Annotated in this window: 23 protein-coding genes and 1 pseudogene; 10 read left to right on the forward strand and 14 right to left on the reverse strand. The window is 47.7% G+C overall.

Annotation, left to right across the window (positions count from 1 at the left end):
• Nucleotides 1–228 precede the first annotated feature (228 nt).
• The 8 genes from PSE6802_RS0125510 to PSE6802_RS0125545 all read left to right on the forward strand — a co-directional run bounded on the left by PSE6802_RS0125510 (nucleotide 229) and on the right by PSE6802_RS0125545 (nucleotide 6779).
• A complete protein-coding gene (locus PSE6802_RS0125510; protein WP_019502849.1) occupies nucleotides 229–1515 on the forward strand; it encodes an MSMEG_0569 family flavin-dependent oxidoreductase in 1287 nt (428 codons plus the stop codon).
• Nucleotides 1516–1676: 161 nt separating this feature from the next.
• The gene (locus PSE6802_RS0125515) at nucleotides 1677–2159 is read left to right on the forward strand and encodes an MSMEG_0572/Sll0783 family nitrogen starvation response protein (RefSeq protein WP_019502850.1); all 483 of its coding nucleotides are present in this window, start codon (nucleotides 1677–1679) and stop codon (nucleotides 2157–2159) included.
• 284 nt (nucleotides 2160–2443) lie between these two features.
• Nucleotides 2444–3487: a Nit6803 family nitrilase gene (locus PSE6802_RS30340; protein ID WP_019502851.1), complete on the forward strand. Its 1044-nt coding sequence runs from the start codon at nucleotides 2444–2446 to the stop codon at nucleotides 3485–3487.
• Nucleotides 3462–4550 carry an MSMEG_0568 family radical SAM protein gene (locus PSE6802_RS0125525; RefSeq protein ID WP_019502852.1) on the forward strand — a complete coding sequence of 363 codons (1089 nt, stop codon included), beginning with the start codon at nucleotides 3462–3464 and terminating at the stop codon, nucleotides 4548–4550. Before PSE6802_RS30340 ends, PSE6802_RS0125525 begins: the two co-directional genes overlap by 26 nt.
• 108 nt (nucleotides 4551–4658) lie before the next feature.
• On the forward strand, nucleotides 4659–5201 hold the full coding sequence (locus PSE6802_RS30345) for an MSMEG_0567/Sll0786 family nitrogen starvation N-acetyltransferase (RefSeq protein ID WP_083901780.1): 543 nt from the start codon (nucleotides 4659–4661) through the stop codon (nucleotides 5199–5201).
• Entirely contained in the window at nucleotides 5161–6141 is a 981-nt protein-coding gene (locus tag PSE6802_RS0125535; RefSeq protein ID WP_026103569.1) for a sll0787 family AIR synthase-like protein, read from the forward strand. The genes PSE6802_RS30345 and PSE6802_RS0125535 overlap by 41 nt, the downstream gene beginning before the upstream one ends.
• A gap of 16 nt (nucleotides 6142–6157) precedes the next feature.
• A complete protein-coding gene (locus PSE6802_RS0125540; RefSeq protein ID WP_083901741.1) occupies nucleotides 6158–6490 on the forward strand; it encodes a glycosyltransferase in 333 nt (110 codons plus the stop codon).
• Nucleotides 6483–6779, forward strand: coding sequence for an MSMEG_0570 family nitrogen starvation response protein (locus PSE6802_RS0125545; protein ID WP_019502856.1), 297 nt, complete (start codon nucleotides 6483–6485; stop codon nucleotides 6777–6779). Before PSE6802_RS0125540 ends, PSE6802_RS0125545 begins: the two co-directional genes overlap by 8 nt.
• Nucleotides 6780–6823: 44 nt before the next feature.
• Here the strand turns inward: PSE6802_RS0125545 and PSE6802_RS0125550 are convergent, their stop codons facing one another.
• Together PSE6802_RS0125550 and PSE6802_RS0125555 are read right to left on the reverse strand one after the other, a co-directional pair.
• Entirely contained in the window at nucleotides 6824–7462 is a 639-nt protein-coding gene (locus tag PSE6802_RS0125550; protein ID WP_019502857.1) for an NADPH-dependent F420 reductase, read from the reverse strand.
• A gap of 2 nt (nucleotides 7463–7464) precedes the next feature.
• Nucleotides 7465–8184, reverse strand: a complete 720-nt coding sequence (locus PSE6802_RS0125555) for a type 1 glutamine amidotransferase domain-containing protein (RefSeq protein WP_019502858.1) — start codon at nucleotides 8182–8184, stop codon at nucleotides 7465–7467.
• A gap of 91 nt (nucleotides 8185–8275) precedes the next feature.
• Here PSE6802_RS0125555 and PSE6802_RS0125560 point away from each other — a divergent pair, with 91 nt between their 5' ends.
• Nucleotides 8276–9181, forward strand: coding sequence for a LysR family transcriptional regulator (locus tag PSE6802_RS0125560; RefSeq protein ID WP_019502859.1), 906 nt, complete (start codon nucleotides 8276–8278; stop codon nucleotides 9179–9181).
• A gap of 456 nt (nucleotides 9182–9637) precedes the next feature.
• Here PSE6802_RS0125560 and PSE6802_RS0125565 read toward each other — a convergent pair whose 3' ends face one another.
• The 11 genes and pseudogenes from PSE6802_RS0125565 to PSE6802_RS32300 all read right to left on the reverse strand — a co-directional run bounded on the left by PSE6802_RS0125565 (nucleotide 9638) and on the right by PSE6802_RS32300 (nucleotide 21631).
• Entirely contained in the window at nucleotides 9638–11047 is a 1410-nt protein-coding gene (locus PSE6802_RS0125565; RefSeq protein ID WP_019502860.1) for an aromatic ring-hydroxylating dioxygenase subunit alpha, read from the reverse strand.
• A 67-nt stretch (nucleotides 11048–11114) separates the two neighbouring features.
• Nucleotides 11115–11198 (reverse strand): annotated as a pseudogene (locus PSE6802_RS36105) (IS1 family transposase); the annotation flags it as partial.
• Between the two features lie 31 nt (nucleotides 11199–11229).
• Nucleotides 11230–11976, reverse strand: a complete 747-nt coding sequence (locus tag PSE6802_RS0125570; RefSeq protein WP_019502861.1) for an FHA domain-containing protein — start codon at nucleotides 11974–11976, stop codon at nucleotides 11230–11232.
• A gap of 101 nt (nucleotides 11977–12077) precedes the next feature.
• Nucleotides 12078–13913: a serine protease gene (locus tag PSE6802_RS0125575; RefSeq protein WP_156815654.1), complete on the reverse strand. Its 1836-nt coding sequence runs from the start codon at nucleotides 13911–13913 to the stop codon at nucleotides 12078–12080.
• A gap of 47 nt (nucleotides 13914–13960) precedes the next feature.
• Nucleotides 13961–15598 carry a tetratricopeptide repeat-containing S1 family peptidase gene (locus PSE6802_RS0125580; RefSeq protein ID WP_019502863.1) on the reverse strand — a complete coding sequence of 546 codons (1638 nt, stop codon included), beginning with the start codon at nucleotides 15596–15598 and terminating at the stop codon, nucleotides 13961–13963.
• A 258-nt stretch (nucleotides 15599–15856) separates the two neighbouring features.
• Nucleotides 15857–16393, reverse strand: a complete 537-nt coding sequence (locus tag PSE6802_RS0125585) for a COP23 domain-containing protein (RefSeq protein WP_051050602.1) — start codon at nucleotides 16391–16393, stop codon at nucleotides 15857–15859.
• Nucleotides 16394–16414: 21 nt separating this feature from the next.
• Complete coding sequence (locus tag PSE6802_RS30350; RefSeq protein ID WP_051050603.1) at nucleotides 16415–17614, reverse strand: serine/threonine-protein kinase; 1200 nt, start codon at nucleotides 17612–17614, stop codon at nucleotides 16415–16417.
• A 518-nt stretch (nucleotides 17615–18132) separates the two neighbouring features.
• Nucleotides 18133–19518 (reverse strand): hypothetical protein, encoded by a 1386-nt coding sequence (locus tag PSE6802_RS0125595; protein WP_019502866.1) that lies wholly within the window; start codon nucleotides 19516–19518, stop codon nucleotides 18133–18135.
• 145 nt (nucleotides 19519–19663) lie between these two features.
• Complete coding sequence (gene trmD / locus PSE6802_RS0125600) at nucleotides 19664–20347, reverse strand: tRNA (guanosine(37)-N1)-methyltransferase TrmD (protein WP_019502867.1); 684 nt, start codon at nucleotides 20345–20347, stop codon at nucleotides 19664–19666.
• Nucleotides 20347–20763 carry a hypothetical protein gene (locus PSE6802_RS0125605; protein WP_019502868.1) on the reverse strand — a complete coding sequence of 139 codons (417 nt, stop codon included), beginning with the start codon at nucleotides 20761–20763 and terminating at the stop codon, nucleotides 20347–20349. The genes trmD and PSE6802_RS0125605 overlap by 1 nt, the downstream gene beginning before the upstream one ends.
• A gap of 100 nt (nucleotides 20764–20863) precedes the next feature.
• The gene (locus tag PSE6802_RS32300) at nucleotides 20864–21631 is read right to left on the reverse strand and encodes a DUF4241 domain-containing protein (RefSeq protein ID WP_071592324.1); all 768 of its coding nucleotides are present in this window, start codon (nucleotides 21629–21631) and stop codon (nucleotides 20864–20866) included.
• A gap of 27 nt (nucleotides 21632–21658) precedes the next feature.
• On the opposite strand from PSE6802_RS32300, the gene PSE6802_RS35565 reads away from it, so the two are divergent.
• Nucleotides 21659–21793, forward strand: coding sequence for a hypothetical protein (locus tag PSE6802_RS35565; RefSeq protein WP_263970398.1), 135 nt, complete (start codon nucleotides 21659–21661; stop codon nucleotides 21791–21793).
• A gap of 30 nt (nucleotides 21794–21823) precedes the next feature.
• Here the strand turns inward: PSE6802_RS35565 and PSE6802_RS0125615 are convergent, their stop codons facing one another.
• Nucleotides 21824–22669 (reverse strand): DUF4351 domain-containing protein, encoded by an 846-nt coding sequence (locus tag PSE6802_RS0125615; RefSeq protein ID WP_019502870.1) that lies wholly within the window; start codon nucleotides 22667–22669, stop codon nucleotides 21824–21826.
• Between the last annotated feature and the right edge of the window lies 1 nt (nucleotide 22670).

Raw genomic sequence — 22670 nt, forward strand, 5'->3', positions numbered from 1 at the left:
CGCTTCTGTAATCAATGCTACAAAAAGATATCTCCACTCAAATCTAGTCTTGTAGGGTGGAGAATGCCCACCTTATAGCGGTTTTCAGATCGGAAAGAGTAGTGGGTTTGGGGGCGTTGCCCCCACCCCTTCACCCCAAAAATAAAACCCGTTCTCAAGTGAAAACCGCTATAGCTATAGGCTCTCTGCATCAGTTCTAACCAGTTTATATAATCGAGAAATAATCCCATGACAGAGCATTATGCTGTAGCCATTGTTGGAGGAGGGCAGGCAGGTCTATCCATGAGCTACTGCCTCAAAGAACGTGGCATAGACCATATTATTTTCGAGCAAAACCAGATCGGTTATGCGTGGCGCGATCGGCGTTGGGACTCGTTTTGTCTGGTAACTCCCAACTGGCAATGCCAACTGCCGGGCTTTCCCTATGCCGGGAACGACCCGCATGGGTTTATGCAAAAAGACGAGATTGTCGAGTACATTAAAGATTACGCGCGATTTGTTGACCCACCCATTCGAGAAGGGGTTTCCGTGACAAGCGCGCGCCAAAATAAATCGACCGATCGCTTTGAAATTACAACATCCATTGGAGACTTCACCGCAGATCAGGTCATAGTTGCGGTGGGTGGCTATCACATTCCCAAACGTCCAAAGATGGCGGAACGCCTTCCTGCGCAGATCGTACAAATCCATGCTTCTGAATATAAAAACCCGCAAAGTCTTCCGGATCGCCCCATCCTGGTAGTGGGAACAGGACAATCCGGGTGTCAGATTGCGGAGGATTTACATTTGGCAGGCAAAAAGGTGCATTTATGTGTTGGCAGCGCACCGCGCTCTCCCAGACGCTACAGAGGCAAGGATGTCGTAGATTGGCTGGATCGGATGGGATATTACGATCTAACCATTGACGACCATCCCCAACAGGAAAAAGTGAGAGCGAAAGCAAATCACTATCTCACTGGCCGGGATGGGGGGCGCGAAATCGATCTGCGTCAGTTTGCTGTGGCGGGGATGCAGTTGCACGGTAGACTAATAGATATTTGCGATCGCAAATTGAAATTCAGCCCCGATCTCAAGCAGAATTTAGATGGAGCCGATGCGGTGTCGGAAAGCATCAAAAAAACAATCGACAATTTTATTCAAAAACATCAGATCGAGGCACCCTTGGAAGATACCTACCAGGCTGTTTGGGAGCCTGAAGCAGAAATTCTGGATCTAGACTATGTGGAAGCAAATATTGGCGCAGTAATCTGGTGTACGGGATATCATGCCAATTTTAGTTGGGTTGAAATTCCCGTCTTTGATGGCAAGGGCTATCCAGGTCACGAACGAGGAGTTACGACTGTTTCCGGTCTTTACTTTTTAGGGTTGCCCTGGCTCTATACCTGGGGATCGGGCAGATTCTCAGGCATTGCCCGCGATGCCCAATATATTGCAGATTACATCGCTGCTCGCAAGAAGAAAGCAGTCAGTTCAGGCGGCTGGAGTGTCGTAAATGAATTTTTGCTGGGATCGTGACACCCCCCTATCGAAATCGATAGGTCAATCGCGAGCATATGGAGCCTGACAGCCTTTCCCCTAACCATAGTGATAGACTTCGCACTTCGGTAACGTGCTACACAAAATGGCAGTTTCACGAACCGTAACCTAGTGATTTAGAACCATTTAAGGAGAAAGTTATGCCTGAGGTTACAACGCCTGCCCATAAAGTTGGCGATTTCTTTGTAGATTATGAAGAGAAAGTTTTTCCTGATGTCAAAGCGGAGCCAGGAGAGAAAGCCTTAGTCACTTTTCATACTGTTGCCTTTGAAGGATCGATTGGACTTGTAAACATGTTGCAAGCAACTCGCCTGCAACGGAAAGGATTTGAAACCTCTATTTTGTTATATGGCCCAGGCGTAACCTTAGGAGTTCAACGAGGGTTTCCAAAGCTCGGGGATGAAGCCTTCCCAGGACATCAGAATTTCACAAATCAAATCACCAAGTTTATGTCGGAAGGCGGCAAGGTTTATGCCTGTCGCTTTGCTTTGCAAGCACTCTACGGTCACGGCGAACCTTCTCTAATTCCCGGTATTCGCCCCATCAATCCCCTTGATGTGCTCGATCTAGTCCTGCTACATCGTAAAGATGGCGCGTTTATCCTGGATACCTGGACGCTTTAATTTTGGATCGAAACGCAGTCCTAATTTAACTTGTTGGAAACCCGATCGATTGTAAAGGAGGCAATTCCTCTCGATCGCCCGAGTGCTGAGGGGTAAGGATTTGATATCAGTTGTGTATAGCGGTTTTCAGATCGGAAAGAGTAGGGGGTTTGGGGGCGTTGCCCCCAAGAAGGGGTTCCACCCCTTCACCCCAAAAATAAAACCCGTTCTCAAGTGAAAACCGCTATAGGATGCGTTAGCGATTAGCGTAACGCATCACTGTTTCTCTACTTAAGGAGGAATTTGTGAACAATTTAAAAATTGTGCGAGCCGCCGCCGTACAAATCGCTCCAGTTCTATTTAGTCGGGATGGTACAACGGAAAAAGTTTTGGAGGCGATCGCAAAAGCAGCTCAAGCAGGCGCTCAACTGATTGTTTTCCCAGAAACCATTATTCCCTACTATCCCTATTTTTCCTTTGTTCAACCCCCTGTTCTCATGGGCAAAGAACACATGCGCCTCTATGAAGAAGCGGTTGCGATCCCCAGTGCTGTCACCGATGCGGTCGGTCGTGCGGCGCGATCGCATGGGATTGTCGTGATATTGGGGGTGAACGAACGGGAGCATGGTTCCCTCTATAACACCCAACTCGTATTTGATGCCGATGGCACTCTACTTCTAAAACGGCGCAAAATCACGCCCACCTATCACGAACGCATGGTTTGGGGACAGGGCGATGGCGCTGGATTGCAAGTTGTGGAAACAGCCGTGGGAAGATTGGGCGCTCTGGCTTGCTGGGAGCATTACAACCCTTTAGCTCGCTTTGCTTTAATGGCTCAGCACGAACAAATCCACTGCGGTCAATTTCCAGGTGCGATGGTGGGACAAATTTTTGCCGAGCAGATTGAGGTAACCATGCGACACCATGCTTTGGAATCCGGTTGTTTTGTGGTGAACGCGACGGGCTGGCTTACACCGGAACAGGTCAGTCAAATTACACCGGACGAAAAACTGCAAAAGGTCTTGAGTGGAGGTTGCTATACCGCGATTATCTCACCCGAAGGCACGCATCTCTGCCCTCCTATTGCGGAAGGAGAAGGGATGGCGATCGCGGATCTGGACTTCTCTCTAATTGCAAAGCGCAAGCGCATGATGGATTCGGTTGGACACTATTCCCGCCCCGATCTACTGCAACTGCAAATCGATCGAACAGTGAGGAGCTCCATCAAACCCCTGGCAGAATTGCCCAATACCTCCAGCAACTTGCCATTAATAACAGAGCTAACTGTTCCCGAACCCACTTTCCCTGAATCTATCCGTAACAATGAACAAACAACAGCTCATAACTGAACTCCAATCCTTTGGCTTAAAGATATTGGATAAAGAATCTGGGGTCGCTGGCAGAAAGGGCGGTGCAGGTCCCTCCGATCACAAAGCCGTAACGATTGGAGGCACCACTGTTATGGTACCGATCTATAATAATTCTGCTGCCGTATCTCCCTATACGGTCAATATTCAAGCTTCTCCTGGCAATACGATCTTGGAATTTAAAGGGGAAAGTATATCGCCAATTCTTTTCCCCCCACATCCCAAGTTCTACAGCCTCTCCACTGCAGACGGAATTCCCTACTGGAAAATAGCCCTGCTTCACAGTCAAGACGTGCTAGCGACAACAGTGTTGCAAACCTGCATGCGCTATAACAATGTCGCTACCGCGTGCCAGTTTTGCGCGATCGGACAGTCCCTAGCAGCAGATCGCACGATCGCCCGCAAAACCCCAGACCAGTTAGCCGAAGTGGCTGAAGCAGCAGTAAGACTGGATGGAGTGAAACATATGGTGATGACGACCGGAACGCCCAACACCAGCGATCGCGGTGCCGCCTATTTAACAGAGTGCGCCGGAGCGATCGAAGCGCGCGTCAATCTGCCGATTCAAGCTCAGTGCGAACCTCCCGATGATTTCATCTGGTTCGAGCGGATGAAGGGTGCCGGAATCGATAGTTTGGGCATGCATCTGGAAGCAGCCGATCCGGAAGTGAGAGCGAGGATTATGCCTGGGAAAGCCACTATACCTCTAGATTATTACTTTGCCGCATTTTCCAGCGCCGTGCAGGTGTTTGGTCGCGGCCAGGTCAGTACCTATCTGCTTGCCGGGTTAGGGGATAGTTTGGATACTCTGGTGGCGACGTGCGATCGCTTAATCCAACTGGGCGTGTATCCCTTTGTCGTGCCCTTCGTCCCGATTACAGGCACCCCGTTAGCCCAACATCCAGCTCCAAGGAGCGAGTTTATGTTCGCGATATACGAGCGAGTGGGGGATATGTTAAAGCGATCGAGCATGTCTTCCACAGATATCAAAGCCGGGTGCGCTAAGTGCGGCGCTTGCTCGGCGCTCTCTCAGTTTGAAGTATAGCTTAGTACGGGGAGTGTGGGGGCTGCGCCCCTACGCAGGGGTTTTACCCCTGCCCCCAGTCCTAAGCCTGTTGGCTATAGCTCTATAAAACATAAACCTGGATGTCAAATCGTGTCTCACTACGAATTTAGATTAGCGACAAAACTATCGGAAATCGAAGCCTACTTTGACCTGCGGCGGGCGATCTTCGCCCAAGAGCAGCAACTTTTTAGCAACAATGACGATTGGGATGAAATCGATCGAACTGCCTATCCTATAGTGGCGATCGCCATCGATACGCAGAAAGTTGTAGGAGTCGTGCGGATTTATCAGCCGGAACCAGGTCTCTGGTATGGCGGACGCTTGGGTACTCATCCCGAATATCGCAAAGGATGGGAGATCGGCAAGGGCTTGATCTATAAAGCCGTTACTACCGCGAATGCTTGGGGGTGCGATCGCTTCCTCGCTACGGTACAACTGCAAAACGTGCGCTTCTTTCAACGACTGCACTGGCAATCTTTAGAAGAAGTAACCATTTGCGATCGCCTCCATCACCTGATGGAAGCAGATTTGAGTTACTATCCACCCGATCCATCATATCTTTCCATTACATCACCGCAAGAGGCAATCAATGCTAGCATCCCTCGCCGTTCAACTGCGACAGTCGCTTAGTTTGCTGCAAAAGCAGGATATCCAAATCGCGGCAAAGTTCCATTCCTCGTTCGCAAACAAAACTACATCGGCGATAAGAGTGGGTGACGATTGTGCGGCAATCCCAGATGGGGATGGGTATTTGCTATTTGCTGCTGAGGGGATGCTGCCAGAGTTTCTGGAAACCGAACCCTGGTTTGCGGGTTGGTCCGCTATTATGGTGAACGCGAGCGATATTTACGCGATGGGCGGTCGCCCGATCGCTGTAGTCGATACTCTCTGGAGCCAGCCCCAGGATACAGCTAGAATTTCGATCGATCGCATTTGGGCTGGCATGAATGCGGCGGCTCAAGCCTACCAAATTCCCATCGTGGGCGGACATACTAATTGTCACAGTACCTATAATGCTCTCTCAGTGGCAATTTTAGGTCGCGCTCAGAAATTGATTTCCAGTTTTACCGCTCGACCGGGAGATCGCCTTCTGCTTGCCATCGATCTGCGTGGCAAACCCCATCCCCACTATCCCTTTTGGGATGCCGCTACCACTGCCCCCCCAGAGAGACTCCGTCAAAATCTTGCGATTCTGCCCCATCTAGCAGAAGCAAAATTATGCGATACTGGGAAAGACATTAGCAATGGAGGGCTAATTGGCACAGTTTTGATGTTGCTGGAAACCTCGAGTTGCGGTGCCGTTCTGAATTTGGATTGGATTCCTCGTCCAGATGGAGTGTCTTTAGATCGCTGGCTGCTGAGCTTCCCCAGCTACGGTTTTCTACTCAGCGTTCGCCGCGATCGAGTGGCAGCAGTGCGGGATTGCTTTCAGGAACAGGATTTAATTTGCGCAATTATCGGTGAAGTGGAAGTGGGAGCGAAATTGACTCTGCGATCGCAGCAAGAAGAAGTGCTCTTTTGGGATCTCGAACAAAAGGCTCTGACTGGATTTGGTGGAATAAAGCCATGAGTCTCAAGATTGCCCTATTTACCTACTCAACCGCACTGCCGATGCTTTTGTGTTTCCATCCCTAGTGGAAGGATGGGGCTTAGTAGTATTAGAAGCGATCGCCTCTGGTCTACCTGCGATCGCTTCCGATCGAGCGCCCTTCACGGAGTTCCTCTCTCCCGATCTAGCTCTGCTCGTCAATCCCAACGATCCTGGAGCGATCGCTCAGGCTATGAAAGCGATCTTGTCGTCCGATATTTCCCATGCATTGATTCAAAACAGTCAGTCTGCAGTCGCTCAGTATACCTGGGAATCTTCTGCTAGAATGCATATTAAACACTATCAAACACTTCTTGATTCCTATGCCTGAAATTCATTTTAAAATCCAATGGCCTGATGGTAGCGAAGAGACTTGCTACTCTCCTTCCTTAGTTGTCAAGAAATACTTCACTCCCAGTAGCGATTATACATTAAAGGATTTTGTGGAGCGATCGCGCCAATCTCTCACAATTGCCAGCGATCGGGTTCAGGCGAAATACGGAATGCCCTGTAGTTTGGCTCTCGGACAATTACAGACGATAGAAGCTAAGTCGGCTCAATTCCAGAATCTTCCTCAGCCCACGGTTAGATTTATCGAGTTTATCGACCAGGACGAGTAGTAGAGAATCGCGATTCACCCTTACTAGAATTTGGAGAATTGATATTACCGTTGTAGCATTGCCCACACAAATCCCGCACCTCGACCCTGCACCCTTGCCATATTAATCCACAATAAAGTCATATGTTCCAGGTGCAGGCTCATGGAAAGATTACCCGTATCAATTGGCTCCCACCCGAGTTGATGGCATAGATCGGCGACTACTTCTTTTGCAGAGAAATCATTCCCAGCAACCAACATGACAGGTTTCAACTCTCCATAACCAGGATAGTTGCTATCTTCAAAGTTTTCGTAGCCGTAAATCGTGAATGCTTTGACAACCCGAGCATTCGGCACCAATTGCTGAACGGTTTCGCTGCCTGAGATTTGACTTTGCAAACCGTGGGTCAAATTAGCACCGACAGGATTGGTACAGTCCACTAAAATCTTACCGTCGAGGACAGACTTGAGAGGTGTTAGGGCAGGCTCGATCGCGGCAAAAGGAGTTGCTAAAAATACCACTTCGGCTGACTCGATTGCTTCTAAAGGTGCCTGCACAAGCAAATTAGGATTGCGACTCAGTGCATCTCGAACTTTTTGGGACTGAGGATCGCGAGCGGCGATCGCCACTGTATGACCTTGGTCTTGCAGCCGATCTGCAAGCGGCGCGCCCACATTTCCTACTCCGATAAAAGCAATATTCATTACTAAACTCCCAACGCCTGTAAAACCAGTTTTGCAGTTTCCGCACCAGAATTTTGCTGCTGCCCTGAGATCAGATTACCATCTCTGAGTGCGTGGGGAGTAAAGGGTTCTTTGGTCACAAAGTTAGCTCCTAATTGTTTAGCTTCATCTTCGATGCGGAAGGGCATGACCTTCTGACCGACAACCCGATCGGCATAATCTTCTTCGCTGTTGGCAAATCCCGTAATAGTTTTCCCTTCAATCAAATATGCTCCATTTGGCAGTTTAACTTCTAATAGCACACAAGTACCGTGGCACAGAGCTGCCGTAGGTTTGCCAGTGAGATAGAAGTTGGAGAACAGTTGAATGAGAGCCGTGTCTTGACGGAAAGTAAACATGGGAGACTGTCCACCACACACGACAATAGCATCAAACTCGCCAATATCCAAAGCGGCGATCGCAGGTGTATTCTCCAGCAATTGCATGAATTCTGGCTGGTTGATGTACTGAAGTGAAAGAAGATCGTCCTTGGAATAACCCGATGCATCGCGAGGGTCGCTCATAGCATCAAATTCCACCTTGCCCCCCTTGGGGCTAGCAATCGTCACCTGGCAGCCCACTTTGACAAAGACATCATAGGGGTGGATTAATTCAGATGCCCAGAAACCGACGGGTACTCCCAGCGTTGTTGACATCGCAGGATTGGCAACAATTAGCAGAATAGATTTAGCGATCGTCTCCATAACTATACTGACAAATATGCGAACGTTCTTAGTGTGGATCGGATACCATGTATTTGTCCAATAGATATTTCGTATAAGTTACATTCATCAAATGAATCTTACTAGTATAGATCTCAATTTACTTGTTGTCTTTGATGCGCTGATGAACGAACGCCAGGTTACCCGTGCCGGAGAGAGCATTGGACTCAGTCAACCAGCGACCAGTAATGCCTTGGCACGATTGCGCAATTTAACTAGCGACGAACTATTTATCCGAACCAGGGTTGGGTTACAGCCCACACCTCATGCGATCGCCATCGCCCAGCATATTCAACCCGCACTAAAGCAAATTCAGGCTGCCCTGTCACTAGAACGGAATTTTGACCCCATGACTAGCGATCGGGTCTTTACAATTGGCATGACAGATTATGTCGAGTTTGTATTGCTTCCAAGCCTGCTGTCGCTTCTGGGAACACGGGCTCCCAATATTAAAATTCAGGTGCGATCTGGCGATCGCCAGCATCTCCTTGCCTTATTAGATAGCGGTGAAGTCGATCTTATTTGCGGATTATTCCCAGAGAAAGTTCTCTGGCATGAGGAACAACCTCTCTTCCAGGAAAAATACGTCTGTGCGTGTCGCTACGATCGTCCAGCAATCGGAGATCGTCTTACTTTGGATGATTACCTATCGGTTTCCCATTTATTAATTTCAATTCAAGAGGATATGGTTGGTCGTGTAGATAAAATTTTGGCTGAGCGAAACTTGAAGCGACATATCTCGATTTCTATCCCCCATTTTCTAGTCGCGCCCTTCATTTTGTCTCATACCGACCTAATTGCAACCCTTGCCAAACGAGTAGCGAATGAATTTTCTACTACTCAAAACTTAAAAATCTTTCCATGCCCACTACCTATTGAAGGATTTTCCGTATCGATGCGCTCGCACCGCAGTACTCATAACCACGCTGCACATGTCTGGCTAAGAGAGATAATTACAGAAGTAGCTAGGACAATTTGAAATTGGCAAGCCACGTATTCTATGGGAACTTATAGCGCTTTTCAGATCGGAAAGAGTAGGGGGTTTGGGGGCGTTGCCCCCAAGAAGGGGTAGAACCCCTTCACCCCAAAAATAAAACCTGTTCTCAAGTGAAAACCGCTATATACCAATTCTTCAAAATTGAACTATAGATCGATCTATGTACGGACGAACAGCCGTTCGCCCCTCCAGCAATCTGTAATTTTACTTTAGAGAATTGGTGTTAGCTAGCAGTATATGCCCAAATTTCAAACTTTGCCTTAGATGATATCTCTGCTTCCAAGGAGCCATAGCGATCGAGGCAAAACTCTTCAAACTCTTCCTCCAAGCGATCGCGAGCGCGCCTGCACTGTTCCTCATCTGGTATGTAGTGAGGATCTTCAGGAATTAGAATAATCCAAACATCGGATATTTGAGTATGCCTGCAATATAACGGGCTTATGACTTTCTATCGCGCTTTGATTCGGGCAAATTGCGGGGAGGGATGCTTCGACCTTCAAAGAACTGACGTTCTAATCGTCCCAATCCCATCCATCCTGCGCCACAGACTAGACTGAGGGCGGTCAAAATCGCGATCGCGCTTACAGAACCCTGACCCAGCGTCACCGCTAATAATGGCGAGATAATGCAGGCGATCGCCCCTATAATTGCCGCTCCCTTGCGCAGGCGCTGAATATTTGCCAATGCCGTACGACAGCTAGCGCAATTAACCGTATGGGAATGATAGCGATCCAGGAGCTTTGCCTTAGGTATAGCTGGCGGCAAAACGTCGCCAGGGAATGGATCGATGCTGTAGCAATTTACCCATTGCCGCAATTCTATGACAAACAAATCGGCCTTTGTGGGTAAATAAAACGCTTTGGCAAAGTTATCGCTACCACCATGTGCTTCCAGGTAGCGCTCTTGTCTGTATAAAAAGATTTGATCGTCTTCTAAAATCGCATTCTGATTGATATGAGAGTACCAGCGCGGTGAGAGTTTAATTAAAAAACCCGGTAATTTGGTGGCAAATTTGAAGGGAAATCTGGCAAATAATCGACATTCACCTTTGCGAATGGGAGTTGCATAGACAACGGTTAACGTGCGCCCGAATTGCTTTGAGGTCAGATCGTGCCACATCAAACCAGGAGCGATATACGTGGTATCCTGTCGTCCCAATTTACCGCGTCGGGGGCCTTCTTCCCATTTTCCTTGAAATCCCCATTTACCTGATGCCACAACTTCCAACTCTACTGGGGCAGCATTGGCGCGGTTGCCAACGGAGCGGTGGTGAGTATAGGGCAAGTGGCTGGAATCCAAGACATTTTCCATAAGAGTTAGCGCGTCGTAGGGGAGATCGCGAAATGTATCGACGCAAACCCACTCATCGGCAGATTCCTCTAGTGGCTCGACAATGGGAATATCTACCTTCGCTGCATTATCTGCCTGACCGGGATAGACGAATAACATGCCCTGGCGAATCGCCGTGGGAAACGATCTGACACAAGCTCGTTTGGAGATTTCTGCGGTGCTGCCATCAACCTGCTGTGGAATGCGATCGCAAGCCCCCGTCCCTGTAAACGCCCAACCGTGGTACGGGCATTCCAGCGTACCATCTTCGGCAATACGCCCCTCGGATAGCGGTGCGAGGCGATGCGGGCATTTATCCTCGAATACGCGCCAGGTCGCCGCCGTTCGATCCCACCAGATGACAAGATCTTGTCCCAGCAATGTAAATGACAGGGGCTTAGCGCGATCCAAATCCCGAACGTAGTAAATGGGGTACCATACTTCTTTCCAGTCGAAGCGAGCTGGATCGTTGCCGCCTGCTAAACTTAACTCTCTGTTGGTAGCGATCGCCTGCACCATGTTTACCCTCTCTATTATCGAGCTTCAAGTCGTTTGCTTAATATAACTTAATAATAACTTATTAGCCCCTTTGTCGCACTGTGTTATTAAACCGCTCGATATAGCTCGTTCTACCAGTTTCTTTACCAACTGTCCGATGGTGTCTGCTAGGAGGGTCATTATTACTGTGCAGCACTGCCAATTTAGTTAAGAATTTTGATATCCAGGAGATAACCCTTCCCACGTATAGTTTTAAGGAATTGCGGTTCGCCAGCATCTCGCTCAATTTTATCGCGTATTCCCCAGACCAAGGCACTAACTTCATTGGTAGAATGACCAAAGGCTTCTGTCCAGATCGCTGGAATCAGTTCCTCATAATCGCAAACAATTGGTTCGTCGTTATTAGCACGATTGCGCTTTGCCATATGGTGAACGAGCAATCGCTCTTGGGGTCTGAGGCGGATCTCTTCGCGGGTTTGGCGAGTAGCTCGATATAGTCGTTGCTGGCTGAAGTGATATTCGATAAACTCGGGTGTCTGAAACTTATCGATCAGGTCAGTCTCGTTGGGATCGCGAAAGGTCAACTGCCAGAAGATAGGCGTATCGTTTTCAGTCCACTTACCCAGAATCAGAATCACATTCCCATTTTTGAGGGGGACGCTGCCTTCGGAGCGGACATCGATTTCGGCTTTGCCATCTCCCTGGCGGAGGAAGGTGCCATTGGCGCTATCTGTATCCACCAGCCACCAGCGGCCAGAGCCGCGTTCGATCGCGGCATGTTGGCGGGAGACTTTTTTGTGCGGATCGGGTAGGACGATATCGTTATCATCGCCGCGTCCGATCGTGATGCGAGGTTGGGCTTGTTGTCGCTCGATAAACTCTTTGAGTTCGATCGTGGATGTTTTACCTTCTGGATCTTGAATCTTTAGGAATGGATATTCGGGGTTCATAATTTTTCTCGATCGGTAGAAAATAGTATACTTTCCTTTAAATATTGGATCTAATCTAGAGATGGGCAAATGGCTGATTGAAATTACCCTTCAAGAAATAACTAACGACTGATTTGGCTTAGCAGACGAATTACTTCTCGATATCTAGATTGCTTACCCTGATCCTCATATAGAATGGCAGCCTTCTGAAGATCGGCGATCGCTCCTTTTTTATCTCCTAAAGCAAGGCGATTAATCCCCCGATTCTTATAGGCAAGCGCACTCTTAGGATTCAGATAAATTGCCCGATCGAAATCCGCGATCGCACCCTGCTTATCTTGCAACTCGGCGCGGGCGATCCCTCTATTAGTAAAAAAACTATCATTATTAGGATTGAGGCGAATCGCCTGGGTATAATCTGCGATCGCACCCTTTCTATCACCCAAATCAGAGCGGTTAATCCCCCTTCCATTGTAAGCAATATCAATATTGGGATTGAGGCGAATTGCCCGATCGTAATCTGCGATCGCAGATTTTGGATCTCCTAACTGAGTATGAGTTATTCCTCGGTTAACGTAGGCATCAGCATAGTTAGGATTGAGGCGAATTGCCTGGTCAAAATCTGCGATCGCTTCCCTGTGAGATCCCAAATCAGAGCGACTATTCCCACGGTTCATGTAGGCTCGGTCAAAGTTAGGATCGAGGTGAATTGCCCGATCGTAATCCGCGATCGCTCCTTTTTTATCGCCTAGAGCAGAGCGGGAAAGTCCTCGATTATTATAGGCTATCTTCAAATTAGGATTGAGACGAATTGTCTGGGTATAATCTGCAATCGCTCCCTTTTTGTCACCCAAATCAGAGCGAACTTTTCCACGATTATAATAGGCGGGGGCAAAATTGGGATTGAGACGGATTACCTCGGTATAGTCTGCGATCGCTTCCTTGGGCTCTCCTAAGCTAAAACGGATATTTCCTCGTCCAAAGTAAGCAGCAGCAAATTTAGGGTTGAGACGAATTGCTCGGTTGTAATCTGCGATCGCTCCTTGCCGATCGCCTGCAATATGCTTATCAAGCCCTTGAAGAAAAGCATCATCTGCCTTCTGCTCAGGAGGTACTGTCGGAGCAGCAACGGTCTGAAATCCTAATCCTGGCTCTAACTGGGCAATGAAACGCATAGGGATATAGATAGGAATAGCTAAGTTCAATCCAAATTTCATCCCTATTTCGGGGTCAATTCCCTTCTGTTCAACTAAATCAGTCGCAACTTTGCTCTGTCCATGAATACCAATCAATTTTCCCTGCTCATCCAATACTGGCCCTCCACTCATCCCACTGAAAGTGTCATTGTAGTAGGCTAGAGCATATCCTTCTTTCAGTGGATATCCTGCATTAGCCGAAATCTGCCCATCACTAAAGCGATAGTTCTGCATAGTGCTTTCCTCAGATTGGAGGGGAAATCCTGCTACATAATTTGGTGTATCTGCCACTGCTTTTGCAGAATCGCCAATCTCCACCACGCGGTAGTCCTTGTCGCTAGTAAATTGCAAAATAGCGAGATCGATTTTGTCAGGGAAGCGTTTGACCGTTTTGTAATCGATGGAATACTGTTTGCTATCGGGTGTGACAACCTTATACTTATCCTCAGTTGCTACCACATGCGCTGCTGTGAGGACAGTGTAGACATTACCTTGGCGTTTGATAATTACGCCAGAGCCAGGGGTCTGGCTGGTGATGCAGACCGTCACCGCTCTGGCAATTTCGCTCACCTTTTGGACTGTGGAGCCAGTATAGGCAATAGGAACACCATGAGAGCACGAGGTGCTACTACTAGCGCTTTCCTGGACTGCGGGTGCAGGTGCGTTCTGTTTCTCTGTTGGCTGAGGTGCGCAACCAACCAGAGTCATCGTTCCTGCTAAGACGGTTCCCAAAATTAATATTAATCGGTTTAAAGTGTTCATAATCTGATGCTGAGAGGAGTATGTAGTTTGTTTGGAATGGGAAAAAACTAACGACTGATTTGATTTAGCAGACTAATTACTCGCTGATATCCATCTCGATCGCCCTGAGCTTGATATAGATCTGCCGCTTTCTGAAGATCGGAGATCGCTCCCTTGTTATCTCCCAAAGCAGAACGGGCAAGTCCTCGGGTGCCGAAAGCCTGCGCATCATTAGGGTTGAGACGTATCGCTTGGCCATAATCGGTGATCGCTCCCTTTTTGTCTCCTAAAGCAGAGCGGGCATTCCCTCGGTTATAGTAGGCATCGGCATCATTAGGATTGAGACGAATTGCCTGGTCATAATCGGCGATCGCTCCCTTTTTATCACCTAAAGCAGAGCGGGCAACTCCTCGGTTATAGTAGGCGCTAGCATAGTTAGGATTGAGACGAATCGCTTGGTCATAATCTGCGATCGCTCCTTGTTTGTCTCCCAAATCAAAGCGGTCAATCCCTCGGTTATAGTAGGCGCTAGCATAGTTAGGATTAAGACGAATCGCTTGGTCATAATCTGCGATCGCTCCTTGTTTGTCTCCCAATGCAGAGCGGTTAATTCCTCGTTCATTGTAGACATCGGCATAGTTAGGATTAAGACGAATCGCTTGGTCATAATCTACGATCGCTTGAATTTTTTCTCTCACATCAAATTTATGTATAACAGAGCGGGCATACCCTCGCTTAAAGTAGGCGTCGGCATAGTTAGGATTAAGACGAATCGCTTGGTCATAATCTGCGATCGCTCCTTGCTGATCGCCTACGATTATCTTATCAAGTCCCTGGAGAAAGAAATCATCTGCAGTCTGTTGTGTCGACACTGCAACAGCAGCCACAGGCTGAAATTCCAGTACTGGTTCTACCTGTGTAATCAAACTCAAAAAGGTATAGATGGGAATAGCCAGGCTTAAGCCTCTTTTATCGCCAGTTTCTGGGTTAATTCCTTTGTTCTCAATCAAGTTATTCCTAACTTTACTCTGTCCGTGAATGCCAATCAGTTTTCCCTGCTCGTCTAATACTGGGCCTCCACTCATCCCACTAAAAGTGTCATTGTAGTATGCAAGAGCATATCCTTTTTCCAGTGGATGTACAGCATTGGCCGAAATTTGTCCGTCACTAAAGCGATAGTTCTGGATCGTACTTTCCGCAGACTGAAGTGGAAATCCAGCTACATAACTGGGCGTGCCTATCACGGCTTTTTGAGAATCGCCAATCTCAACCACGCGGTAGTCCTTGTCGCTGGTGAATTGCAAAATCGCGAGGTCAATTTTGTCAGGAAAGCGTTTGATTTTGCTGTACTCGACGGCATACTGGTTGCCATCAGGTGCAACGAGTTTGTACTTATCCTCAGTTGCTACCACATGCGCTGCTGTGAGAACTGTATAGACGTTACCATGACGTTTGATAATTACGCCAGAACCAGGGGTTTGACTGGTGATGCAAACTGTGACTGCTCTGGCAATTTCGCTCACCTTTTGGACAGTGGAGCCAGTATAGGCGATAGGAGCGCCATGAGAGCAGGAAGATGGTATATCCACGCTAGCGCTCTCCTTCACAGAACTTGTCGTCGAAGAAGTAGGCTGTTGGGTAGTACAGCTATTCAGCGTAATAGCTGAGACCAAAGTGAGGGCAAACAACAGTTTTGGGAATCTCATAATCTTTATCCATAGAATTTTTGCTTATTGCCCTTCTCTCACAAGGCGAGAAAAGGTTGAGACATAAGAGATAGGCACATTTCCGCATGAAATGATTCCACAAAATAGAGGAATCTATCTATTTGCAATTGAACAAATCCTGTAGGGGCAATCCCCTCGTGGTTGCCCCGATGCGTGGGGGGTAGGCACGGGGGCGCTACCCCTACAAGAATTGCATCGGTCATTTAAATATCGTCAAAAAGAACCAAAATCATATCCTTACCAGAGTGGCTTCGGCGATCGCCCCGAAGAGTCAACTCCTAGAAATTTATCAACATCTAGATAAGGTCGTTTCCCAGTCTCTGTCAAAGTTTCGTTGCTGCCATGCCGAATCGCAATTAGCCTTTGCAAAGTCACCTGCGGGTTAAATCCAGGTTTGACCGTGAATAATAAGTCCGTGCAGTCGCCACCTTCGCGGCTAGCAGTACAGATCGCATTCTCACCATTGATCTGTCCCGTGGTGATATATTTCAAAGAGCCAGATTGATAAAAGGTTTGAAATCTACCAGACACCTCCGCACAGCGTTTCTCCGGCGACCAACCTGCCGCATCAAAGCTATTAGATACCCATTTAATGATAGGAATATCAGAATTTTTTGTCTTTGCCACCGTAGTGGGAACTCCGTCAACCTGAGCGCAAACAAAGCTAGCCTCTTTAGCCTGTACCGAAGAGAAGTTAGAGCAACCGGAGATATTGCCAACCAAAATCGCCACGACTGGAACCATCAGAATTATTGAAAACCTTTGATTTAACATAAACCACCTACAAACTTTAGTTCACTTTGATTTATCAAATAGATCGGTATTCTTGGGACAGTTGTTGAGCAACCGACATACCTCAGAATTACGAGGCAACCAAATCCCCACAATTGTGCCAAAGATGGCAATGCAGACAATACCAACCAGACCGCGCCAGACCAACGCCCTAATTTTCAACTGGTTTGGGTTCAATTGATACCCACTATTGTTAGTCTTGTTGTTAGAAAGACCCTCAGTCGAGCCGCCACCCTGCTCCATTCCCTTTAGATCTTTCAAAACTTCAGTTGCACTCTGATAGCGGTCTTGCGGCTGCTCCCGCAATAGTTTGCTTAAAATCCGGATGAATGGATCGCTGAGCGGAACCGGAGTATCCCACCTCCAGTTTTTTGTTCCGTTATTAAACAATTCCCATCGATCCTTGCCCGTGAGTAAATTTAGGGCAGACAAAGCTAGGGAATATAAGTCACTGCTAGACGAGCATTCTCCGGTGAGCATTTGTTCCGGTGCCGAAAATGCGTGTTTGCCGACAGTTGTTCCCCAGATCTTCCTGGCTTCGGGTGAAATATCCACACCAGCTTCAATTACCTTCGCAACACCAAAATCAATCAACATTGATAGAGGTTCATTTTGCCGATCGCTCCGATCCCCAGATTCCTGGATCGAAGGTTGCATAATGTTATCCGGGGAAATATCGCGATGAATTACCCCTTGTGCGTGTATATACGCTAACACTGGTAACAGATCCTTCAACCACTGGATCGCCTCAATTTCTGAGAAGGTTTGCCCTCTTTGCAGGCGTTGCCGCAGAATATCGGCATAGGTAAGCCCCTCAATATAGTCCTGTACCAGAAACCAACGATTATCCTGCAAGAACCAGCCATGGAACTTGGGGATCTGGGGATGGCTGAGCCGATCCAAGGTTTTAGCCTCTCGTTCAAATAGTTCCAACGCCTTCGGTATAGCAGCTTCCGACACGTTCCGCGGACAAAACTCTTTAACCACACAATTGCGATCGAAGCGCTTGTTATCCACGGCAAGATAGGTACGCCCTAATCCACCCTGCCCAAGCACTTTTACAATTTGATAGCGACTATCCAACACTGTATCAATTGGTACAGGCTTCTCAAAATCTAAAAATGGGTCTGAAGACGGGTCTGATGTAGGGTACATGACCGTTAACGAAGGGGAGAATGCCAAAATGGTATCAAGAACAATCATGTCAGTCAAACTCCGGCAACATTAATCAATAGTCTCGTAACTAACCTGAAACATAAATACATCTTGCGGCTAAGCGAAATATATTCAACTACATTCATAGTAGGGGAGAAATATCTTGGATAAACCAGTCAAAGATTTAAATTAGATCTAAACTAGATATAATTTGGCTTCAAACAGCCTAATACCAATTCTTCAAAATTGAACTACAGATCGATCTATGTACGGGCGAACGGCCGTTCGCCCCTCCAGTAATCTGTAGGAATTGGTATAATTTGGGTGCATCTCATATTTGCAGATTAATAATCCCATCCATCCTGCCCTTCTTGAGAGGCAACGCCCCCACCCCACTACTCTTTCCGATCAGAGCGATCGCCGCTTTGTGGTCAATCCTACCGTGTGCCCCCGATACTTGTCACATGCCATGCAACAGACGACAGATATTGAGATCGCGAGCAAATTGGATGCGACTTGAGTTTGAGAGTGTCATAGAGATGGGATAGATATGTGCAACGATCGGTTTACTCGACTTCCATAGGCGAAAGCTCGATCAGAGATTCCAATGCTAGCTGCAATTCCTTCGTCAATTGACTGTTGCACTCTTTGGCAGCAGCGCGACTGGATTTGTAGGTTTCGTAGCGATCTCTGACTGATATAGGTTCGCCGATGGAGATAATAATTTTGCGATTGCCAATGTAGGGATGCCTGCCAAATGTCTCAGATTTTACCCGACTCAGCGCCCGCCAGATCAGGAGTAACGTGTCGGCAAAGCGGGTAGGACTGGGATTTTCCTTGACATAGTTACCCGTGACTGCTGTTAAACTTTCCGCAATCCGCATGTGCCATTCACTTATATGCGCTTCTTTGGCTAGTTGGTTGGCGAAACTGCGTTCCAAGGTGGAAAGAGCTTTAATCCCTTGCATATCCTTGATATCGTTGCGGAATATTCTCTCCCAAACAGATTGTTCCAGGCGGCGGCAGCGATCGACGATGCTGCCCTTTGGCGTGATATCGAAAGTAGCTTCTGAAACCGATAAAATTTGATTTAAGAGAGCCTCCAACCTCACGTTAATTGACGCGCTGTCATCTGGTAAAGATTTAGCGTACGCAGAGTAGTACTTTTTATAGCGATCGCTCGCATAGCCAATTAAATATTCGCCTAGATCGACTAATCGTTGGTAACGCTCTTGAGGTTGCAGAGGAGGTTTCGTCAAACCGCATTCCCGTTCTAATTCCATTAATAAGCGATCGATTGTCTCCCAGGGCGCTCCCAGGTACTGATATTGAATGCCCACTGGTAAAACCACCACACTTTCATGCCGTCCGGCTTTTTCGAGATCCTCAGCCGCCCAGAACGCGATTTGCGCCACGCCTGGTTCGATCGCGCTGACTAATTCGTTGTGTCCGTTGGTACCGCCCTCAGGCGCGATCGCGATGGGATATTCTCCCGTTAAGATATGCTGGCGGATGGTAGTAAAGCCCTGGCGATCGGCTTTGCCGCGATAAATGGGCAAGCCCCCCACGCGAGGATAGAGCCACTTCGCAATACCGCCTGCCCATAATGGAATACCGCGATCGTAGACAAAAAAACTATGTGTGGGCTGTTTAATCTTGACTCCCATTCGCGCCGCCGCCTTGGGAATATTCCGCGATAGGAGATGCAGCATGGCAAACTGATCGTCAATTGTGGGATGCCGAAATGCCAGAATATACTTTACTTTCCCTGCCTGAAACTGCTGAGTTAAGCGCACCAGGCGATCGATATTGCGGGTTTCGATTTTGTGAATGCCAGCTCGATAGCGCAGCCAGTAAGGTAAAAGGGATCGTACCCCCGACAGCACCCAATCGTTGATATTGGGGTGAAGGTACTCCATGCTGGGTTGAACTTGGTGCAAGGAAATAGCCATTAATCTAATCTTTACAGGGAATGTGGACATCATTGGTAAGGTGGGCAATGCGCACCCTACTTATTCAGAATGTGGGAATTAGTAAATTAAATATCTCATCCTACTCCACAGTTTTGTTGGTGTATTTGTGCCACTAGTAGCTGTGTCACAATTCATCGCGATCGAGCAGATCGGGACGGCGATCGCTGGTGCGCTGTCGTTGTTGTTGTTCGCGCCAGGCTGCTATGTGGGCGTGATTGCCCGACAGGAGTACCTCTGGCACTTCCCAACCCCGAAAATTCTGGGGACGGGTATATTGCGGGTAGTCTAGCAATCCAGACTCAAAGCTCTCTAGCTTGAGGGATTCTGTTTTGCCCACCGTGCCTGGTAGCAGCCGCACCACGCCATTAATCAGGGCGATCGCCGGAATTTCGCCGCAGGTCAGGACGAAATCGCCGAGGGAAATTTCGCGGGTGGCAAGATGCTGGCATACCCGTTCGTCCACGCCCTCATAACTACCGCAGATCAAAACTAGCTGGTCGTAGGTAGCTAATTCCTTCAACAGGTTCTGATGCAGGCGATCGCCCTGGGGTGTCAGCAAGATTACCTCGCGCCGTGCCAAAACGGGCAAAGACTCCACTGCCGCAAATAACGGCTCTGGCTTCATCAACATGCCCACACCACCTCCATAGGGTTCGTCGTCAACCCGATGGTGCTTGTCGGTGGTAAAGTCACGCGGATTGGTCAGGTGGACGGAGGCAATGTTACGGGCGATCGCCTTGCCTAGCAAACTGGTGGATAGAGGTGATGTAAAAAATTCGGGGAAGAGGGTAACAACGTCGATGCGCATTAGTTATTCTGCTGCCGTATGCTTTCTAGCTCTGCTCTGAGGTCAGCGATCTGCTGCGTCAGTTCCTTGAGATCTTCTGGTACGGATTTTTCCCCTACGGTAGAAGCCGTGGTATTCACAGTCACGTTAGTAAAATTATTCGCATCAGTCTCTGATGTGCTGGAGTAATTAGACGTTTGTTGGTCCTTATTAATCTGGCGCGATATCAGCGTATCGACAAAGTTACGGGCTTCTGCTTCTGTAACTGCGCCTTTTTCTGCTAATTCCTGCGTAAGGCTATCGATGTCCTGACGGAGAGAATTGAGATTCTGCTCGCGCTTGGCAGGATCCTGGAGCATCTCTAGCAAACTTGCGGTTGCACCCAGGGTGACATAAAACCCTTTTTGTAATATCTGAGTCAGATCGGTAGCGTTCATAGAATGACTGGCATGATTATAGTTTTTTCTTGCTCCTCAATCTTAACCGACCCTCAACGATCGTTGCAGGGATAAGCACAAATTTGGATCGAGTTCTACCTCAATCTTCGGTTGAATTTTCGGATTCGAAGAGGGCAAAATCAGTGACAAGACAAGTTGCTTCCCCACTTGCATCATAGCCCCAATAAGATGCATATCCACCATCTCCCCAACCTGATGAAAATAAAATTATATTTGCAGAAGTCTCTTCATCGACTTGAACATCTGCCCAACTTGCTATACCAGAATAAAGACCAAATTGGTTTTCTTCCATCTGTTCAATCGCTTTGTCACAAAACTCACGCTCAAATCTTTCTGATGCTGCTAAAGTTAGGTTCCATGCTTGCTCTGAGCTAATTTCACTTGCTGCTGCATAAGCAAGGGGATCGGGGTGTGCCAAAGTACAAAGAGATTGCATGGCATCAAAATCCATGAAGCACCCCGTACCAGAATCAACACCATATCCATACATCTCTCCTTCGTCGTGTAGGGGATACTGGTCGTTAACAACAGCTATTTCCCATTTTTCAGTGGGTTGTTCGCTAATGCGAAGCATAGCACAAGCGAAACGAGTGGTTCCAAATGGTTGAAAGTCTGCAACACTAACAAATACTGGATATCGTCCTGGAGGTATAGATCTAGTGAAGTAGTAACGAGAGTCTGGTGTCATCAAAGGATCGCAGGCAATTATTCTGCCTGATGTAAGAATTAGCTCTCCAATTCGGTGAACTGAGGTTCTTACAGTTTGCATACCTTTATATGAAATGTTGTATTGAAAGGAGTTCCCACTTTCTTGTAGAACTGACTTTAAGTCTGTTATAGGATTCATATTAATATATAGTCTCTAGGGTTTGCAGTGCCCACGTCTTCCACTTTCATCGTCAAGCGATCTATGCAAGAATCGAGCGATCGCCATGCTTTCAAAAATAATGGAAAGCGATCGCTTTTTCGAGAAACTGCTAGAGCGATCGCTCTGGTACGGAATATGTAGATTAATTACAAAGCGATCGCCTCAGGTCACTCAATTTTGACGCAACCAACTTGATAGATCGTCAAGAGTTGTAAAGTCTAGCAAAGCCTCGCCCAACTCTTCCAGTTGAGCCGTTGACAATTGTTGAATTGTTTTTGCCAGTTGAGTAGGAATATTGCCAAACTTACGCTTGAGTTGCTTTACCACAAGGGTGAATTCTCCTTGTTGTAGACCTCGTTGTAAGCCCCGTTGCTCGCCCCGTTGCTCGCCTTCTTGCAAAATATTCTGGTAGATTACAGACTCGCGCATCGCTTCACTCCGTAAAATCTGACGAATAGAAATTGTATCCAGAACCAACCCCGCCAACACTGCCGAAGCGGCCATTACATCCTGCCGAATGTTTGCTTCGCTAATCTGCTCAGCTTGGTTAGCAACCTGTCGCAATACCTCCAACCGTTTCCGACCATTAGCTAGTATAGCAAACGGCAATAGCCCCGGTGCTTGTAAAAACGCATCCACAGGCTGCTCCCACAACCTGATAACCTCAAACTCATGCCATAAACCAGAGATCTCAAACTTCGTTTCACGTACCAAAGGCGATCTTGTTGGACGCAAATAAATGACCACTTGTCGCACAACTTTAGTAGGAAAGCGGTTATAGATTCTGAGGCGATAGTTTGCCATGCAAGCCGGGATTGTGGAATCGGGCTTAACCTGAAATTCGCCATGCAGTAGTAGTTCAGGAGAGTCTAACAGAATCAGAGAATCAGCACGGATTGGTTCGACATTGAGTTCGGTGGGACTGAGTTGGGTAAAAGCAATGGGACGACCGACCAACCAGGAAGCGAGGTCCGCGGAGAAATTTTCCGCCAGGAATTTGCAGACATTGTCGTACATG

It is taken from the genome of Pseudanabaena sp. PCC 6802 (assembly GCF_000332175.1).
GTDB lineage: Bacteria > Cyanobacteriota > Cyanobacteriia > Pseudanabaenales > Pseudanabaenaceae > PCC-6802.

Excerpts from the sequence above, each read along its gene's own strand:
- PSE6802_RS0125510 (WP_019502849.1), top strand. The coding sequence starts at position 229 with ATGACAGAGCATTATGCTGTAGCCATTGTTGGAGGAGGGCAGGCAGGT.
- PSE6802_RS0125515 (WP_019502850.1), top strand. The coding sequence starts at position 1,677 with ATGCCTGAGGTTACAACGCCTGCCCATAAAGTTGGCGATTTCTTTGTA.
- PSE6802_RS0125525 (WP_019502852.1), top strand. The coding sequence starts at position 3,462 with ATGAACAAACAACAGCTCATAACTGAACTCCAATCCTTTGGCTTAAAG.
- PSE6802_RS0125535 (WP_026103569.1), top strand. The coding sequence starts at position 5,161 with ATGCTAGCATCCCTCGCCGTTCAACTGCGACAGTCGCTTAGTTTGCTG.
- PSE6802_RS0125545 (WP_019502856.1), top strand. The coding sequence starts at position 6,483 with ATGCCTGAAATTCATTTTAAAATCCAATGGCCTGATGGTAGCGAAGAG.
- PSE6802_RS0125550 (WP_019502857.1), bottom strand. The coding sequence starts at position 7,462 with ATGAATATTGCTTTTATCGGAGTAGGAAATGTGGGCGCGCCGCTTGCA.
- PSE6802_RS0125555 (WP_019502858.1), bottom strand. The coding sequence starts at position 8,184 with ATGGAGACGATCGCTAAATCTATTCTGCTAATTGTTGCCAATCCTGCG.
- PSE6802_RS0125560 (WP_019502859.1), top strand. The coding sequence starts at position 8,276 with ATGAATCTTACTAGTATAGATCTCAATTTACTTGTTGTCTTTGATGCG.
- PSE6802_RS0125565 (WP_019502860.1), bottom strand. The coding sequence starts at position 11,047 with ATGGTGCAGGCGATCGCTACCAACAGAGAGTTAAGTTTAGCAGGCGGC.
- PSE6802_RS0125570 (WP_019502861.1), bottom strand. The coding sequence starts at position 11,976 with ATGAACCCCGAATATCCATTCCTAAAGATTCAAGATCCAGAAGGTAAA.
- PSE6802_RS0125575 (WP_156815654.1), bottom strand. The coding sequence starts at position 13,913 with ATGAACACTTTAAACCGATTAATATTAATTTTGGGAACCGTCTTAGCA.
- PSE6802_RS0125580 (WP_019502863.1), bottom strand. The coding sequence starts at position 15,598 with ATGAGATTCCCAAAACTGTTGTTTGCCCTCACTTTGGTCTCAGCTATT.
- PSE6802_RS0125585 (WP_051050602.1), bottom strand. The coding sequence starts at position 16,393 with ATGTTAAATCAAAGGTTTTCAATAATTCTGATGGTTCCAGTCGTGGCG.
- PSE6802_RS30350 (WP_051050603.1), bottom strand. The coding sequence starts at position 17,614 with ATGATTGTTCTTGATACCATTTTGGCATTCTCCCCTTCGTTAACGGTC.
- PSE6802_RS0125595 (WP_019502866.1), bottom strand. The coding sequence starts at position 19,518 with ATGGCTATTTCCTTGCACCAAGTTCAACCCAGCATGGAGTACCTTCAC.
- trmD (WP_019502867.1), bottom strand. The coding sequence starts at position 20,347 with ATGCGCATCGACGTTGTTACCCTCTTCCCCGAATTTTTTACATCACCT.
- PSE6802_RS0125605 (WP_019502868.1), bottom strand. The coding sequence starts at position 20,763 with ATGAACGCTACCGATCTGACTCAGATATTACAAAAAGGGTTTTATGTC.
- PSE6802_RS32300 (WP_071592324.1), bottom strand. The coding sequence starts at position 21,631 with ATGAATCCTATAACAGACTTAAAGTCAGTTCTACAAGAAAGTGGGAAC.
- PSE6802_RS0125615 (WP_019502870.1), bottom strand. The coding sequence starts at position 22,669 with ATGTACGACAATGTCTGCAAATTCCTGGCGGAAAATTTCTCCGCGGAC.